Below are 16,855 nucleotides of genomic sequence, written 5' to 3'. Positions count from 1 at the left end.
TTGAACTCGGCCCTGCGCTAGTGGCCGACATCGTGATCGCCCGCTTCGATGAGGCCGCTTTCGTAGGCGAAGATCACGATCTGGATGCGGTCGCGCAGCCCGAGTTTGGTGAGGATGCTCGACACATGTGATTTGACGGTGGCGGCACCGATGACGAGTTGCTCGGCGATTTCGGCGTTGCTCGCGCCGCGGGCGACTGCGGTCATGATCTCGCGTTCGCGGCTGGTGAGCCGTTCCAGGCGGGCCGCGACGGCGGCGTTGACGGTACGGTGCTGCGCGAACCTGTCGATGAAGCGCCGGGTGATCGAGGGGGCCAGCAGCGTTCCGCCCTCCGCCACGGTGCGTACGGCGGTGGCCAGTTGCTCGGGGGGAATGTCCTTGAGTACGAAGGCACTGGCGCCGGAGCGCAGCGCCTTGTAGACGTACTCGTCCGGGTCGAACGTCGTCAGGATCAGCACCTTGGGACCCCAGTCGGCCTCCTGAAGGATCCGGGAGGTCGCTTCGAGGCCGTCCATCTCGGGCATGCGGATGTCCATGAGGATCACGTCCGGACGGTGCAGGCGTGTCGCCTCGATCACCTCGAGGCCGTTGCCCGCCTCGGCCACGACCTCGATGTCGTGGTGGACCCGGAGAATCATGGCGAAGCCTCGCCGTACCAGCGCCTGGTCGTCGGCCACGACGACGCGGATGCTCACGTGGTCTCCCCTTTGACGGGCAGATGGGCGGCGAGCCGGAATCCGCCGCCGGGACGTGGCCGGGCGTCGAGGCTTCCGCCGAGGAGATGGGCTCTTTCCCGCATGCCGACGATGCCGTGGCCGGGCGGGCCCTGGTGCGCGACCGGCGCGGACTGGACGGCGGCGCCGCGGCCGTCGTCGAGCACCTCGATGGTGAGGCCGTCGCGTTCATCGCGCAGGTGCACGTGGGCGTGGGTGCGCGGTCCGCTGTGCTTGAGCACGTTGGTCAGGGCCTCCTGGACGATGCGGTACGCCGAGAGATCGACGCGAGCCGGGAGAGGGTCCCGGATGCCGTTGGTGACCGAGACGTCAAGACCGGCTTCGCGTACCTCGGCCACGAGCCTGGGCAGATCGGCCAGACCCGGCTGGGGCCCCAGACCGTCGCGCTCGGCGTCCGGCCGCAACACTCCCAGCAGGTGCCGCAGTTCGTCCAGCGCCTGACGTCCCGCATCCTCCACCGCCGCCATCGCCTCCAGGGCGCCCTGCGGATCCTCGGCGGCCACCATCCGGGCCGCGCCGGCCTGCACCGTCATCATGCTCACCCGATGGGCGACCACGTCGTGCAGTTCACGCGCGATGTGGGTGCGCTCCTCGGTCACGATCCGCCGTGCCTCGGCGGCCTGTTCCCTCAGGCGCCGGGCGGCACGCCCGGCGCGAAGCCGTAGGCGTCGGCCGAGGTACCAGGCCCCGGACATGACGAGGGTGCCGAAGACGATGTCCGACCAGGGGACGGAGAGCAGGAGGCCGTCGATCGTGAGCCCGGCGATGGCGGCGACGATGCCGAGAGGGCCCCACCGGTTGTCGGCGGAGTGCCGCCCGACGCTGTACAGCGCGACGATCACCATCCCGCCCAGGGTGGAGTGGCTGCTTCCCAGTGTCCCGGCCCACGTGGCGAGCGCCACCCACAGCACCGCGACCGGCCTGCTCCGACGCCGGTAGAGCGCCGCGCCGGCCACCAGGAAGAGCAGGAGGGCGGGATGGAGGATGTCCGAGACCGGGCGGACGACCATCGTGTCCCCCGGACCTTCCTCAAGGAGCATCGTCGGCAGGAACATCGCCACCGCGAGGACGGCGTCCGCGCTGCGCGGCCAGCGCGTGAACGGACCGCGGAACCTGCCCGTCACGCTGCGGCCCGGCGTCTCGGGATGCGGCGCCCTGCGATTCATCGTCGCTCCATCAAGAGGCGTCCGGGCCCAGGCGCAGGTCATCGGGACGCACCGGGCAGGTCATCGTAAGTCCGGCTCGCAGGCACCGTCACCCGCCTGTGGGCGGATCCGGTCCTCCGCCGCCGGCAGGAGGCAACCGCCCTGTTCTCCCCGTCGCGCGCGGGAGGGCCGAACCCGCCGCGGGGCGGGAGACGGTACCGGTGCCGACGCCCACGATGGGACTGCTCGCTCCCACTGCTGCCGAACGCCGGTCCGGTGCAGCCGGCCGACGGCCAACCACGCGACCCAGGCCGACAGTTGACGTCGCTCGGCAGCAGACAACAGGAGCCCGGCCGACACGTGCCGCCGGTCGGCACCCGTCTCACAGGAGCCCACCACCATGAACCGACTCACGCGCCGCATCGGCGACGCGAGCGCCCGCCGACCGTGGCTGACCATCGCCGCCTGGCTGGCTGCCCTGGCACTCGTGCTGCCCCTGGCCGGCCTTGCGGGCGGCTCGTTCGTCGACGACCTCGTCGCTCCCGGCAGCCAGAGCGAGGAGGCGATGGAACTCCTCGAAGAACGCTTCCCCGAAGCATCCGGCGGCAGCGCCACGACGGTGTTCGCCGCGCCGGAAGGGGAGCGGATCGACCGCCACCGGCCTGCCATCGAGGCGGCGGTCGCCCGGATCGCCGATGTGGAGCACGTCGCCAGGGTCACCGATCCCTTCACCGCCGGCACGGTCTCGCCCGACGGGCGGATCGGCTTGGCCCATGTCACTTTCGACATACCGACGATGGACGTGCATCCCGAGCAGATCGATGCCCTGAACAGCGCGATCGAACCCGTACGCGGCGACGGTGTCGTCGCCGAACTCGGCGGCGACACCGTCTTCATCAACGCCGAGACGCCGACCTCGGGCGCGGAGGCGGCGGGCCTGCTGGCCGCCCTGGTCATCCTGGTGGTCGTCTTCGGCACGATCGTGGCCGCGCTGGTCCCGATCGCGCTCGCCCTCGTCGCCGTCGCCGCCGGACTGGGCGGCATCACGCTGCTCGCCCACGCGACGGACGTCTCCACTGCCGCCCCCACCATCGGCGCGATGGTCGGCCTGGGCGTCGGTATCGACTACGCCCTGTTCGTCGTGGCCCGCTACCGCGAGAACCACGCCGCCGGCCAGGACAACTCCAGCGCGCTGTCGAACGCCATGGCATCGTCGGGCGCGGCCGTCCTGTTCGCCGGGGGCACCGTCGTCGTGGCGATGACCGCGCTCGCAGTGACCGGCCTTGGCTTTCTGACCTCGATCGGTCTGAGCACCTCGCTGGTCGTGCTGTTCGCCGTGGCGACCGCCCTGACGCTGCTGCCCGCACTGCTGTCCCTGCTGGGCGACCGCATCCACAAGCGGCGGCGCCGGGGCCTCCGCACGCGCCGGGTGAACAAGCCCGAGGAGACCGTGTGGTGGCGCTTCGCCCACCGCGTCTCCGGTCGGCCGTGGCCGTATCTGCTGGTCGCGTCCGCGGCGTTGCTGGCGCTGGCCGCCCCGGCGGTTCGCATGGAGACGGGCTTTCCCGACGCGGGCAACGACGCGACCAGCACCACCCACCGCCGTGCCTACGACTTGATGGCGGAGGGCTTCGGCCCCGGCTTCAACGCCCCGCTGTTGATCGTTGCCGACCTGCGCAGCCCCGGCGTGGACGCCGAGGGCATACCCGAGTTGTCCCGCCGTCTCGCCGAGGACCCCGGCATCGCGTCGGTCGGCGAGCCCCAGATCTCCGCGGCGGGTGACACCGTCGTACTGCCCGCGCTCCCCACCACCGCCCCCGCGGACGCCGCGACCTCCCACACCCTCGAACGCATCCGCGACGTCGTCCCCGACAACGTCGCCGTGTCGGGCCTGACGGCCATGACCGACGACCTCACCCGGCAACTGGCCGACACACTCCCCGTCTTCATCGCCGCGATCATCGTGGTGTCGTTCCTGCTGCTGATGCTGGTGTTCCGCTCCATCGCGGTACCGCTGAAGGCGGCCGTGATGAACCTGCTGTCCATCGGCGGCGCGTACGGCGTCGTGGTGGCCGTCTTCCAGTGGGGCTGGCTGGGGGGACTGTTCAACCTCGAGGAGACCCTGCCGATCGCCTCACCCATGCCGACGATCTTCTTCGCGGTCCTGTTCGGCCTGTCCATGGACTACGAGGTGTTCCTGCTGTCGCGAGTCCGCGAGGAGTACGACGCCACGGGCGACACCAAGGAGTCGGTGGCTCGCGGCATGGCGGTCACGGGCCGCGTCATCACGTCCGCCGCGTTGATCATGACTGTGGTGTTCCTCAGCTTCGTCGTCAATCCCTCACCGCTCGTCAAGATGATGGGCCTGGGGCTGGCGACGGCCGTCGTGCTCGATGCCACAATCGTCCGGATGGTGCTCGTCCCCGCGTCGATGGCGTTGCTGGGACGCGCCGCCTGGTGGCTGCCCCGTCCCCTCGACCGGCTGCTGCCCCGCACCAGCACGGAGGGTGCCGCCGACGTCCCACCCTCGCCTGAGCCTGCGCTCGTCCCCGGCCGTCACTGACAGGGCGCAGCCCGGGTGTGCTCACCGCCGTGCCTCACTGATCCGGAGCTGTGGCCCCGGAGCTGTGGATGGTCAGATTCGAGAATGACTGCCCCTGGAATACGGGACCGTGCTGCGCGCCCCCGCTGATGCTGTTGTGTACCGCACCCGTCTCATCGCTGCCCGCCGCCGGGGCGAATTCCTCGACGAGGACACGGAGTTCGTCGGCTGCGTCGGGATCCTGCTCCAGGAGACGGCGCAGCCGCAGCCGTACCATCGCCGTGACGTCGGAGGTCAGGTCCTCCTCGTCGGGTGTTCCGGTCGCTGCTGCCAGCGCGTCGCGGGACTCGTCCAAGTCCTCGTCCACGGTGGCCGCTTCACCACCGTGAGCGAAGAGCCGTACCACACGCTGCTTCGCCTGCTCCCACGTCTCGGTGACCATGAGACCGACCACCGTCGTCGCTCCGGTTCCCGCGAGCGTCGCCAATTCCGCGTCCACAGCGCTCCTTCGGACCTCCGCCGACACCGGTGTTCCGACCGCCCAGCGTAAGCGGGAAAGCCCCGACCCTGCCACCGCACCGCGGGATGAGTGGGGTTGACCATGCGCCGAGCCTCGACCTTTGCTTTTGGAACTCGCCCAGGTTCGAGCCGACCTCTGACCAGGACGCGCGCTTCAAGTCACGGGAGGCGTGGGTGGGTTGGTTCGCCAGACCTCGCGTTTACCACGCGTGTTCGTGTTTCGCAAATTTCCCCAAGGCTCGTCGCTCGTTCGGTACTGTCAGCGCGCCGACGTGATCATCCGCGCCGGACATGTTTCCGCACGAGCAATAAGGAGCACCTTGAGGATCTTCCGCTGGATGTGGTGACCCCGCCACGGTTTCGTCGTCGGCTCCTGGCAAGGGCTCAGGAGCCGGTCGACTCATGTTCCGCCAGCAACTGGAGCAGTTGCTCCGCCTCCGTGTCGGCGCCGAGACTTCTGTACAGGGCGACCGCCTGCTCGCTGTACCGGTGGGCCTGTCGAGCACCGCGGGGGAGCAGGAAAGCCGCGCGTGCGAGACCGGCGAGTGCCTGAGCTGAGCCCAGGGGGAACTCGATGCCCTGTGCCACCTCGAGCGCTTCCTCGTAGCCCTTGAACGCGATGTCGAGCCGCCCCGCCTCGCGTTGGACGTCTGCCGCGCCGATCAGCGCACGCAGTCGCTCGTACGGATTGTCGATGCTGGTGGCGACCTGTTCCGCCATGGTGAGGTGCAGCAGCGCCTCGCCCCTGCGTCCGGACTGGGCGTGGGCCATGCCCAGCCTGATCAGGGCGTCGGCCTCACCCAGGACGTCGCCACTGCTCCGGTGGGCGGCCAGGGCTCTTCGGTAGCAGGCCAGCGCCTGGTCCGTGCGGCCTGTCGCCTGGTGCACCGCGCCCAGGTTCGTGGCCAGGATGGCGAGGTCCTGGGGGCCGCCGTGCTTCCGCATCAGGGCCAGGGAGCGTTCGTAACAGTCGCGGGCGTCGTCGTAGCGTCCCTGGAGACATGCCAGCTCGCCACGGTTGTTCAGGGCCTGGGCCAGCCCGTACGGGTCGGGCAGTGCTGCGTAGATGTCCTGCATGAGCTGGACCCTGTTCAGGGCCGCGTCGTACTGCCCCGCGTAGTACAGCACCACTCCCTGCACGTTCAGGCAGTCGGCTTCTCCGGATCGGTCGCCGACCTCGCGGTACAGCGCCAGTGACTGTTCCAGAGCATGCATCGCCGCGCCGCCGTGCCCGGCCGCGAGATGGGCGCGGCCCGACTGCAGGAGGGCGTCGGCGTGGCCGCCCGCATCGCGCAGGTCCTGACAGATCGACAGGGCCTCGGTCGCGCACCGCAGGGCCTCCGCGTGGTTGCGCTGTGCCACCAGGTCCGCGCGGGCCGTCAGGGTACGGGCGAGCGTGGACCGGTCGCTCGAGGCGCGAAGGGCGGGGAGCGCGGCGTCGAAGAGTTCGGCCGCGATGTCCCACGTTCCCCACAACTTGAGGGTTCTCGCCAGGACAGCCGGGAACAACGCGGCATACTCGGGCCAGCGGGCTGCCGCCGTACGCGCGACCGCCAGGAGGTTGGCGCGCTCCACGGTGAGCCACACCGAGGCCTCGTCCGCGTCGGAGAACTCGGGTGCGTGGTCACACCGCTTCTCAGGGCGCAGCGGGATCGCCCGACGGTGCGGATGGGTCATACGGTCGGCGCGGTGGGCGGTGGTGAGGTGATGGGCGAGGAGACGGCCGACCGCTGCGCGTGAGGCCGCTTCCTGGTCCGTGACAGCGCCGGCCCGCAGGCCGAAGGCTCGGGTCAGGTCGTGCAGTCGGTATCGTCCGCGTACCGGCTCTTCGAGGAGGCTGGAGTCCAGCAGGTCCTCGATGCATCTCTGCATCAGTCCCGGCTCATCCGCGAAGTCGGGGCCGGCGAGTGCGGCTGTCGCTCGGAGGGTGATGTCCGGTCCGGGGTGCAGCGCGAGACGGCGCAGCAGTTGCCGCGCGGGGCCGTCGAGTTCGGCGTACGAGAACTGAAAGACCGCGGCGATCTGGCCGTCCAGTTCCTTGAGGGGATCGGCCGCGTGCACCAGCCGGTCGAGGAGATCCTGAAGGGTCCATGACTCTCGGTGGCGGAAACGGCTCGCCAGGAGCTGCAGGGCCAGTGGGTGGCACCCGCACGCGTCTGCCACCCGCTCCAGGGCTTCGGGCTCGGCCGATGTCCTCGAGGCACCGACGATCCGGGTGAAGAGAGCGGCTGCCTCTGCCCTGGACAGGGCGTCCACGCGCAGGGACGTGGCGCCGTCGAGCCCGGCCAGTCGACTCCGGGTGGTCACGATGGCCCGGCAGGTCGGTGTCCCCGGCAGCAGGGGCGTGACCTGTGTGGCGTTCCTGGCGTTGTCGAGCACCACGAGCGCGTGATGCCGTGCGGTCCACTCCCGCCACCGTGCGGCCCTCTCGTCCGCCGTGGGCGGCAGTTCACCGGTCCACCCGGCCGAGTGCAGCAGTAAGGCCAGGGCTTCGCCCGGGTCGAGCGGTTGCTCACTGCTGTACCCGCGCAGATCGACGTAGAACTGGCCGTCCGGGTAGGTGGCGCACAGCCGGTGTGCGGCGTGCACAGCCAGTGCCGTCTTGCCGATCCCGGGCATGCCGTGGACCACGGTGACGGGCAGGGCGCTGGCCGTGCCGTCCGCGGTGGACGGAGCGGCCAGCAGGATGCGCAGTTCGCCGACGCGTCCGGTGAAGTCGGGGGTGTCCCGGGGCAGGCAGTTGCGGGGCTCGGAGGCGGGCGCCGCAGTGACGGCGGCGGTGGTCTCCGAGCGCATGAGGGTGCGGTCCTGTTCGAGCATACGAAGATGGAGTTCCTGGAGTTCCGCTCCGGGCTCGATGCCCTGGCTCTCGTGCAGTCTTGCGTGCGTGTCCCGGTAGACAGCGAGGGCTTCGTCATGGCGTCCGGAGCGATACAGGGCCAGCATCAGCGCGCCGATCACCCTCTGGGCAAAGGGGTTCTGCGACGCGAACTCCTGGAGTTCGCCGACGAGGTCGGCATGTCGTCCCAACTCCATTTCCAGGCCGATGCGTTCCTCGCGGACCCGGCGGTGCTCCTCGACCAGCCGGGCACGCGCCGACAACGCCCAGTCGTTGTCGGCGAACTCACTGAGCGGCTCGCCGCGCCACAGCGATTCGGCGGTGCGCAACAGCCCGATGGCGAGCTCGTATTCTCCTTGTGCCGTCGCGGCCGCCGCATCGGTCCGCAGTCGCCGGCAACGCAGCAGATCGATGTCCTCCGGATCGGCTCGCAGCTGATACAGCCGTAGCGAGGGCCGATCCACCCAGGCCAACTCGTCGCCCACCGCCCGCCGTAATCGCCCCCGCAGCCGGGAGAGGTAGCTGTGCAGTGTGCCCAAAGCAGTTGGTGGCGGCTCCCCGTTCCATAGCCGGTCCGTCAGCGTGTCCACGGAAATCGGCTCACCGCGAGCGTGAATCAGCAGCGTCAGTACTCGCCGCTCTTGCAGGGACCCGAGTTCGTGCTGCTGCCCGCCGTGCCACAGCTCGAGCGGGCCCAGAGCGAGAAGTTCCACCGTCGCCCCCGATGGGTGTGTCTGGTTCCTGCCACTTTCGGCACTGCCGTACATGTGTGCGGAACTCATTCCACTGTTCAGTGGGATCCCGGGGTGGAGACAGAGGCGCATCGGAGCGCGAGGGGCGCACAGGGCGGTGGTTTCGCAGGAGTGCAGGATTCCTGCAAGCCGGCCATCCAGCCCACGGGGCACGCCATCGTCAACGGCCGCGCAGGACCGCGGCCGAGAAGGCATCGAAGAAGAACCGGGGGACAACGACGATGAGCGTGACAGTGACCGAGCCGCACTGGCGACATGTGCCGGTACGGCCGGACGTCGAGCGCTGGGCCACCCGCAGGACTCGCCGGCGAGTCCTGGTCGTGGTGCACACCGTGATCGCCGGGCAGCGGCTGCTCGACACGATACGTCTGCTGGAAGGCGACATCAGGGTGCAGACCTTCTTCACCCAGGCACCCGATGTGTTCGGCAACGGGGTGGCCGAGTTCCTGGACCAGATGGGAGGTCTGGTCATGCCGTGGAGCCAGGCGGTGCAGACACACTTCGACCTCGCTCTGGCCGCGAGCCACGGCAGCCTCCACGAACTGCACACCCCTGTGATCGTGCTCCCGCACGGAGCCGGCCACAACAAACTCACGCCGGCCGGGCGGCCCGACCGGCCGGCGGCGCAGCGCGGTGTGTACGGCCTCAGCAGGCAGCGGCTGGTGCGAGACGGTGCGGTGGTGCCCGAGGTCATCGCGCTGGCCCATCATGAGGAGCTGACCAGGCTCGGCCGTGAATGCCCTGAGGCACTGCCGGTGGCCGAGGTGGTCGGCGACCCGTGCTTCGACCGCATCGCCGCCGGCCTTCCCTTTCGGGCGCTCTACCGGGACGCCCTCGGTGCCAGGGCCGGACAACGGCTGATCCTCGTCTGTTCCACCTGGGGACCCGACTCGCTTCTGGGGCAGGGCTGGGAGGTCCTGGAGCGACTGGTCGGCGAACTGCCGCGGGACGAGTTCCGCATCGCCGCGCTCCTGCATCCCCATGTCTGGAACGCGCACGGAGCCTGGCAGGTCCGGGCCTGGCTCGCCGGGCTGGGGCGCTCGGGCCTGAGCCTGGTCAGTCCGTACGGAGACTGGACCGGAGCGGTCGTCGCCGCCGACTACATCGTGGGCGACCATGGTTCGGTCACCCTCTACGGCGCGATGACCGGCGTGCCCGTCCTGATGGCGGGTCGGCCCGATGCCGATGTGGATCCGGGTTCTCCGCTCGCCGAACTCATGTCCTTCGCACCGCGCCTACGCGGAGACCGTCCGCTGCGCCCGCAGCTCAGGCGGAGCTTGGCGACGTGCCGTACACATCGACACGAGCGGGTGGCGTCCCGCATCTCCTCGGAACCAGGCCGGTTTTCCCGCAAGATGCGCGCACTGCTCTACCGCAAGCTCCGCCTGCGGGCCCCCGCCATCCGCGCGACGACGGAACCGGCACGTCTCCCGATCACGGTGCGTTACGACGAACCCGGCAGCGTGGGCGCGCCGTGACGGCGCTCGTAGCCGTGATGTCCTCCTTCCGCGGCACGGAGTCAGGTGGCCCGGCGTGCCGAGTCTGTTCCGTACTGGTGGACCCGGCCTCCCTGACGGTGACCGTGGACGAGCATGTCCGGGTCAGGCTTCCATCGCGGGGGCGCCTGGCTCTGCTCGCCGATGTGCTGATCGAGCACGGCAGGGGAGCGCAGAGGGCCGCCGAGACAGCGGCTGCCCATCCGGGGGCCCTGGTGGTGGCTGTCCATCACGGCTCCCGCTGCTGGCTCCGGTTCTGTCCGGACGGGGTCCTGCTCGAACTCGAAGCCCACAGCGCCTCAGGCCCGGAACGGCCCGAGGAACTGTGGGCGGCCCTTGCCTCGCTCGCCCATTCCTGGCTGGTGGCGGGCCTGCCCACGGCGGAGTTCAGCTTGGCATCGCCGTATGTCCCGCAGACTCAGACCTCGGATCCGCCGCCCTCCAACCATCGGAGGCGGCGGCGCGCGGATTCCGCCTCCTCCGATCGGGACCGGTCGACGCAGGCGTAGAGCTCCAGCGCCTCTCGGTAGTGGTCGCGGGCGGTGTCTGCGTCGCCGCGCCGCTCGGCGACCTCGGCCAAACCGCCGACGGCGCGGGCCATCTCGTAGCGCGCCGCCATCTCGCGCAGGGTCGCCAGGGCGGACGACAGCTGTTCGCCTGCCTGATCGAGCCGGTCCAGAGCGAGAGACGCGCGGCCCAGGAGCAGGGTCGCGCGTGCGGCGTTGTAAGCGTCGCCTTCCTGGTGAAGCGTGGTGTGCGCGGCGCCGGCGTGGTGCAGCGCCGATTCGGCGCGCCCCATGGCCAGAGCGGTATCGGCGAGGTTCAGCCGGGCCAGTGCCCCGGCCCGTCGATCGCCGTGCTGCGGCAGCTCCTCGGCGGCGCGTCGGAACTGGTCGGTGGCCTCCTCCAGATGTCCGAGCCGCTGCAGGGCGAGCCCTCGGTAGTTGAGCGTGCGGGCATGTCCGAGCCGGTCGCCGGCATCCAGGAAGAGCCGCGCCGCGCGTTCGAACATCTCCAGGGCGCGGTCGTGGTTCCTGGAGCCGAGCTGCCCCAGGCCACCGGAGGTGAGCATCCGGCATTCGGCTGCCGTGTCGCCCAGTTCCCGCGCTGCCGCGAGCCCTTCCTCGTGCGCGGTACGCCAGTCGTCGTAAAACTTGCGCCGCAGGAAGAGGGGCCACAGCGCGTCGGCCAGCTGCCAGGCGACGGTCGGGAAGCCCGCGGCGCGAGCCTGGCGGACCACGGCCATCACATTGCCCAGTTCCCGTTCGAGCCAGTCCAGGGCGGCCTGGGGATCGCGGCCGACATTCGCCGAGACCACCGGACCGGCGCCGTAGTCCCTGGTCATGGTGCGGTGCTGAGGGTCGATGATCTCCTCGGCCCGCGTGGCGCTCGCAAGGTAGTGGTCGGCGATGCGGCGCAGGACCATCCCGCGCTCCTGCGGTGGTTCGTCCTCCAGTGCTTTCGTGGTGGCGTGCAGGCGCACGAGATCGTGAAAGCGGTGGCGTTCGTCTCCGGCATCCAGGAGCAGACTCGCGTCATGCAGCATTTCCAGTAACTCCACCGCGTTCCCTTCGGTCCCGTCGGTGCAGAGCGCGGTCGCCACCGCGCTGCCGAACTCCGGGCCGGGGTGCAGCCCCAACAGCCGGTAGAGCCGGGCAGCCGCAGGCGGGAGCGCCCGGTACGACAGGTCCAGGGCGGCCCGCACATCGTGGTCGCCGTCTATGGCCAGCGCCTCCAGCCGGTCGCGCTCCTCGGCGAGGGCGCGCACCATCGTGGTGATACGGCGTGCCGGTCGCGCCGCGAGCCGGGCACCGGCGACCCGCACGGCCAGCGGCAGTCCGGCGCACAGCTCGACCAGCGTGCGTGCGGCATCGGGCTGCGCGGCCACCCGGCCGTCGGACAGGGTGTCCGCGAGCAGTTCCACCGCCGCTTCGGGGGCGAGCGGCTCCACATGGACGGGGAAGCAACCGTCGACGGTCAGCCCCGGCAGCCGGCTGCGGCTGGTCACTGCCGTGACAGTTCCGCCCGCGGGCAGCAACGGCCGTACCTGGGCTGCGGTCGCGGCATCGTCGAGCAGCACCACCACACGCCGGTCGGCGGTCACGGATCGGTACAGCGCCGTCCGTTCGGCGAGCGATGTGGGAACCTCCTGTACGGAGACCCCCAGAGCCCGCAGGAAGCGCCCGAGCACCTCGCCCGGGAGCGCCGGGCCGTCGGGGGACTGGGCGCCGAGGTCCGCGTACAACTGGCCGCCCGGAAAGTCGGGGCGCAATGTGTGCAGCCAGCTGAGTGCGAGGGTGGTCTTCCCGACCCCGCCAAGACCGCTCACCGCGGCCAGCGTGGGCCGCTCCTCCCGGGTGGCACGGGAGCGGTGCTGCTCCAGTGCCGCCAGCTCTCGCGATCGGTCGACCATACGGACAGAGGGCGGAAACTGCCAGGGCGTCTGTCCGACGGACTGCACATGGGAGTCGATGCGGATACCGCCGTAGACCGCACCCGCCTGGACGGTCGCGCCGTGCACGGTACCGCTCAACTCGTTGCTCGACCCGAACTCGTGACTCCGCACTCATGGCCCCCAGCGGCATGTAAGTACCGATTCCCTGGGTGGATCATTTCCGTACATGTGATCGATATCCATGGGGGCGGGAAGTCGTGGGCGAGGCAACGATGGCCGACCGAGTGACCGGCTTCGGCGCCGAGCTCCGGCCGATACCGTCGCGCCGGCCGCACACGTCAGGACCGGGGCGATGGCTCCCGTGGAGTTGCCGGCCGGAGTGGCTGCCGCCACCCCGGTGACCGCGCGGCCATCTGTGCCGGCCCGCACTTCGCCGACGGTCGCTACCCGAGGAGCCTGGTGCCCGCGGTTCCCTGACGGTCTCGGAGGCGCCAGGATGATCGCGCTCGCCGGTCATACAAGCACTCGGGTAACGTTTTGTTGCAAGGCAGGTTCCTGCCCGGCACAGGAGTCCCCGTACCCGTACCTCCCTGGAGGATCACATGAGCGTGGGGCTGTTCCGCTGTGCCTTCGTGGGAGTGACCTGCGTAATTTCACGTGAAATTGTGGGTCTATGCGTTTCCTTGAGGCCAGCACCGGTCGCCACGTAGAAGCATCTCCGGTTCCCTACGACCTGACGTACGACGACGTGTTCATGGTGCCGAGCCGCAGCGCGGTCGGTTCGCGGCAGGATGTCGACCTCAGCTCCCCGGACGGCACCGGCACCACGATCCCGCTGGTCGTCGCCAACATGACCGCGATCGCGGGTCGCCGGATGGCCGAGACGATGGCCCGGCGCGGCGGCCTGGTGGTCATCCCGCAGGACATCCCGATCGACGTGGTCACCGAGGTCGTCTCCTGGGTGAAGAGCCGCCATCTCGTCCTCGACACCCCGATCGTGCTCGCCCCGCACCAGACCGTCGCCGACGCGCTGTCCCTGCTGCCGAAGCGGGCGCACAACGCCGGTGTCGTCGTGGACGAGGAGCAGCGGCCGATCGGTGTGGTCACCGACGCGGACCTGTCCGGCGTGGACCGCTTCACGCAGCTCGAGATCGTCATGTCCCGGGACCTGCTGCTGCTCGACGCCGACATGGACCCGCGCGAGGCCTTCAACACCCTCGACCACCACAACCGGCGGTACGCCCCCGCGGTCGACGGCGACGGCCGGCTCGCCGGCATCCTCACCCGCAAGGGCGCCCTGCGCGCCACGCTCTACACGCCGGCCGTCGACGCGCAGGGCAGGCTGCGGATAGCCGCCGCCGTCGGGATCAACGGTGATTTCGCGGGCAAGGCCAAGCAGCTGCTCGACGCGGGCGTCGACACGCTCGTCATCGACACGGCGCACGGCCACCAGGAGTCGATGGTCAGCGCGCTCAGGCTGGTCCGCGCCCTCGACCCGCAGGTCCCGATCGTCGCGGGCAACATCGTGTCCGCGGACGGTGTGAAGGATCTCGTCGAGGCCGGCGCCGACATCATCAAGGTCGGTGTCGGACCGGGTGCGATGTGCACCACCCGCATGATGACCGGGGTCGGCCGGCCGCAGTTCTCCGCGGTCCTGGAGTGCGCCGCCGAAGCGAAGAAGTACGGCAAGCACGTCTGGGCCGACGGCGGTGTCCGGCACCCTCGCGACGTCGCCATGGCGCTGGCCGCCGGTGCGTCCAACGTGATGGTCGGGTCCTGGTTCGCGGGCACGTACGAGTCGCCGGGCGACCTTCAGCAGGACGCCGACGGCCGTCTCTACAAGGAGTCGTTCGGCATGGCGTCCGCGCGGGCCGTGGCCAACCGCACGTCCGACGAATCGGCCTACGACCGGGCTCGCAAGGCGCTGTTCGAGGAGGGCATCTCCACCTCCCGCATGTTCCTCGACCCGGCCCGCCCGGGCGTCGAGGACCTGATCGACTCGATCATCGCGGGTGTGCGGTCGTCCTGCACCTACGCGGGCGCCGGCTCCCTGGAGGAGTTCGCCGAGAAGGCCGTCGTCGGCATCCAGAGCGCGGCGGGCTACGCGGAGGGCAAGCCGCTGCACGCCAGCTGGAGCTGAGCCAAGTCCCTTTCGCTCGGCCCCCGTTGTCCCGCGTCGGCGGGAAAATCGGGGGCCGAGCGCATGCCGGGCGCCTACCGTCGGAGGCATGGAGATCACCGTCTGCGGGCCCGCCGACGTGGCGCTGCTCGATCAGCGCTTCGGCTCGTCCGGCGCCATGTCGTTCCACGCCCGCAGGTTCGCGCGTCAGGAGCGGGGCGAGAGCACGTATCTCGTCGCCTGGCTGGACGGGCGGCCCGTCGGGCATGGCGAGCTGCGCTGGATCGGTTGTGACGCCGCCGACGTGCGAGCCGCCCGGCCCGGTTGTCCGGAGATCGGCGCTCTGGGCGTCTCGGAGGAACTCCGCTCACAAGGCATCGGCACGGCACTCATCCACGCCGCCGAGGAGCGGGTACGGGAACGCGGGATCACGGTCGTCGGCATCGGTGTCGCGAAGGACAACCCACGTGCGGCCGCCCTGTACACACGGCTCGGCTATCAGCCCTTGATCGACTACTACGACCGCTGGTCGTACGAGGGCACCGACGGCAGGTTCCACGACTGGGTCGATGCATGCACCTTCCTCGTCAAGGACCTGTTCTGACCAGCCTGCGCAACGCTCGAAAGCCGCCGTGCAACGAACGCTCACCCATCCATGATCGACGCAATGATCTTGCGGGCACACGCAAGGTTGCTGCATTACAACGGCAACGCCGTCCTCGTAGGCTGTCGCCTCGTACGTGGCGTGGCAGGGACCCCGCTCGGTGGGTCCCTGCCCGAAGGGGTGCCGCCGGTCCCTGTCGCCCCTGACCGGCAGCGATGAAGGAGCCAGCGCGTGCTCGACCAAGGCGCACCCCCGCACGACCGCAGTCAGACCGTCCCTGCCTCGCCGGGCTTCGGCGCGCGCCTGTTGCGTCGCAAGCCCGTGGAACACCTGGTCGCGGAGGGCGGCCAGGGTGAGGGAGGGGCGCTGCGCCGCTCCCTCGGGCTGTGGCAGCTGACCATGATCAGCATCGGTGCCACGCTCGGCACCGGCATCTTCGTCGTGCTCGGCGACGCCGTCCCCGAGGCGGGCCCCGCGGTCACCCTCGCCTTCGTCATCGCCGGTCTCACGGCCTTGTTCTCGGCGCTGTCGTACGCGGAACTCGCGGGCAGCATCCCGGTCGCGGGCTCCTCGTACTCGTATGCGTACGCAACGATGGGCGAACTCGTGGCCTGGGTCTGCGGCTGGTGCCTGGTGCTGGAGTACGGCGTGTCCGTGGCCGCCGTCGCGGTCGGCTGGGGCGAGTACCTGAACGAACTGCTCGACGGGACGATAGGGGTCACCATCCCGGCGACGCTGTCCTCCGCGCCCGGCGAGGGCGGGATCATCAACCTGCCCGCGCTGATCGTCGTCCTGCTGGCGATGGTGTTCCTGCTCGGTGGCGTCCGGGAGTCCGCCCGCGCCAACACGATCATGGTCGCGGTGAAGATCGCCGCGCTGGTGCTGTTCTGCGCGGTCGGCTTCATGGGCTTCAAGTCCGGCAACTACGAGGACTTCATGCCGCTCGGCATGGCGGGCGTGAGTGCGGCCGGCGCCACGCTCTTCTTCTCCTACATCGGCTTCGATGCCGCCTCCACCGCCGGTGAGGAGGCGAAGAACCCCAAGAAGGACCTGCCGCGGGCGATCATGCTCTCGCTGATCATCGTCACCGCGCTGTACGTGCTTGTCGCGGCCGTCGCCGTCGGCGCCTGGAACTGGACCAAGTTCGAGGGCTCCGAGGCCTCCCTCGCCGCGATCATGAACGACGTCAGCGGCCAGACCTTCTGGGGCACCCTGCTCGCGCTCGGCGCCGTCATCTCCATCGCGAGCGTGGTCCTCACCGTCCTCTACGGCCAGACCCGCATCCTCTTCGCGATGTCCCGCGACGGCCTGGTGCCCAAGGCGCTCGGCAAGGTCCACGCCAAGACCGGCGCACCCCGCCTCAACACGGTGATCGTGTCCCTGTTCTGCGGTGCGCTCGCCGCCCTGATCCCGCTGGGCAAGCTCGTCGACGCCACCAGCATCGGCACGCTGTTCGCCTTCGCGCTGGTCAACATCGCGGTGATCGTGCTGCGTTACAAGCGACCCGAGCTGGAGCGGACGTTCAAGGTTCCCTTCGGGCCGGTCCTGCCGGTCCTCGGCTTCGGCTTCTGCGCGTACAACATGTTCAGCCTGGACTCCGTGACCTGGGTCGTCTTCGGCTGCTGGATGGCCGCGGGTCTCGTGTTCTACTTCAGTTACGGCTATCGCCGTTCCCGCCTCGCTGTAGCAGCCGTATCAGAAGTGAAGTGA

10 protein-coding genes are annotated in these 16,855 nt (G+C 70.0%); 5 read left to right on the top strand and 5 right to left on the bottom strand.

Annotated elements, in window-relative coordinates; genetic code table 11:
* Window positions 1-17: 17 nt before the first annotated feature.
* Both QQY66_RS07585 and QQY66_RS07580 read right to left on the bottom strand, forming a co-directional pair.
* Complete coding sequence (locus tag QQY66_RS07585) at window positions 18-695, bottom strand: response regulator transcription factor (RefSeq protein WP_301978303.1); 678 nt, start codon at window positions 693-695, stop codon at window positions 18-20.
* Entirely contained in the window at window positions 692-1,900 is a 1,209-nt protein-coding gene (locus tag QQY66_RS07580) for a sensor histidine kinase (RefSeq protein ID WP_301978302.1), read from the bottom strand. The genes QQY66_RS07585 and QQY66_RS07580 overlap by 4 nt, the downstream gene beginning before the upstream one ends.
* Before the next feature lie 379 nt (window positions 1,901-2,279).
* On the opposite strand from QQY66_RS07580, the gene QQY66_RS07575 reads away from it, so the two are divergent.
* On the top strand, window positions 2,280-4,442 hold the full coding sequence (locus tag QQY66_RS07575) for an MMPL family transporter (protein ID WP_301978301.1): 2,163 nt from the start codon (window positions 2,280-2,282) through the stop codon (window positions 4,440-4,442).
* A 34-nt stretch (window positions 4,443-4,476) separates the two neighbouring features.
* Here the strand turns inward: QQY66_RS07575 and QQY66_RS07570 are convergent, their stop codons facing one another.
* Both QQY66_RS07570 and QQY66_RS07565 read right to left on the bottom strand, forming a co-directional pair.
* Window positions 4,477-4,920, bottom strand: a complete 444-nt coding sequence (locus QQY66_RS07570) for a hypothetical protein (protein ID WP_301978300.1) — start codon at window positions 4,918-4,920, stop codon at window positions 4,477-4,479.
* A 404-nt stretch (window positions 4,921-5,324) separates the two neighbouring features.
* Entirely contained in the window at window positions 5,325-8,492 is a 3,168-nt protein-coding gene (locus QQY66_RS07565) for a tetratricopeptide repeat protein (RefSeq protein ID WP_301978299.1), read from the bottom strand.
* Between the two features lie 260 nt (window positions 8,493-8,752).
* On the opposite strand from QQY66_RS07565, the gene QQY66_RS07560 reads away from it, so the two are divergent.
* A complete protein-coding gene (locus QQY66_RS07560; RefSeq protein WP_301978298.1) occupies window positions 8,753-10,009 on the top strand; it encodes a hypothetical protein in 1,257 nt (418 codons plus the stop codon).
* A gap of 436 nt (window positions 10,010-10,445) precedes the next feature.
* On the opposite strand, the gene QQY66_RS07555 is transcribed toward QQY66_RS07560, so the two are convergent.
* A complete protein-coding gene (locus tag QQY66_RS07555; protein WP_301978297.1) occupies window positions 10,446-12,593 on the bottom strand; it encodes an NB-ARC domain-containing protein in 2,148 nt (715 codons plus the stop codon).
* Between the two features lie 502 nt (window positions 12,594-13,095).
* Here QQY66_RS07555 and QQY66_RS07550 point away from each other — a divergent pair.
* The 3 genes from QQY66_RS07550 (at window position 13,096) to QQY66_RS07540 (ending at window position 16,855) form a co-directional block, all read left to right on the top strand.
* Entirely contained in the window at window positions 13,096-14,562 is a 1,467-nt protein-coding gene (locus QQY66_RS07550) for a GuaB1 family IMP dehydrogenase-related protein (protein WP_301978296.1), read from the top strand.
* 88 nt (window positions 14,563-14,650) lie between these two features.
* Entirely contained in the window at window positions 14,651-15,145 is a 495-nt protein-coding gene (locus QQY66_RS07545) for a GNAT family N-acetyltransferase (RefSeq protein ID WP_301978295.1), read from the top strand.
* Between the two features lie 231 nt (window positions 15,146-15,376).
* Window positions 15,377-16,855, top strand: coding sequence for an amino acid permease (locus QQY66_RS07540; RefSeq protein WP_301978294.1), 1,479 nt, complete (start codon window positions 15,377-15,379; stop codon window positions 16,853-16,855).

This window comes from Streptomyces sp. DG2A-72 (genome assembly GCF_030499575.1).
Classification (GTDB): Bacteria; Actinomycetota; Actinomycetes; order Streptomycetales; family Streptomycetaceae; genus Streptomyces.
Note: the sequence above shows the minus strand (reverse complement) of the source record. Positions and strands in the feature narration are given on the sequence as shown.

Bases quoted from the DNA above. Each gene is read 5' to 3' on its own strand.
- QQY66_RS07580 (WP_301978302.1), bottom strand. From the start codon at position 1,900: ATGAATCGCAGGGCGCCGCATCCCGAGACGCCGGGCCGCAGCGTGACG.
- QQY66_RS07575 (WP_301978301.1), top strand. From the start codon at position 2,280: ATGAACCGACTCACGCGCCGCATCGGCGACGCGAGCGCCCGCCGACCG.
- QQY66_RS07560 (WP_301978298.1), top strand. From the start codon at position 8,753: ATGAGCGTGACAGTGACCGAGCCGCACTGGCGACATGTGCCGGTACGG.
- QQY66_RS07550 (WP_301978296.1), top strand. From the start codon at position 13,096: ATGCGTTTCCTTGAGGCCAGCACCGGTCGCCACGTAGAAGCATCTCCG.
- QQY66_RS07545 (WP_301978295.1), top strand. From the start codon at position 14,651: ATGGAGATCACCGTCTGCGGGCCCGCCGACGTGGCGCTGCTCGATCAG.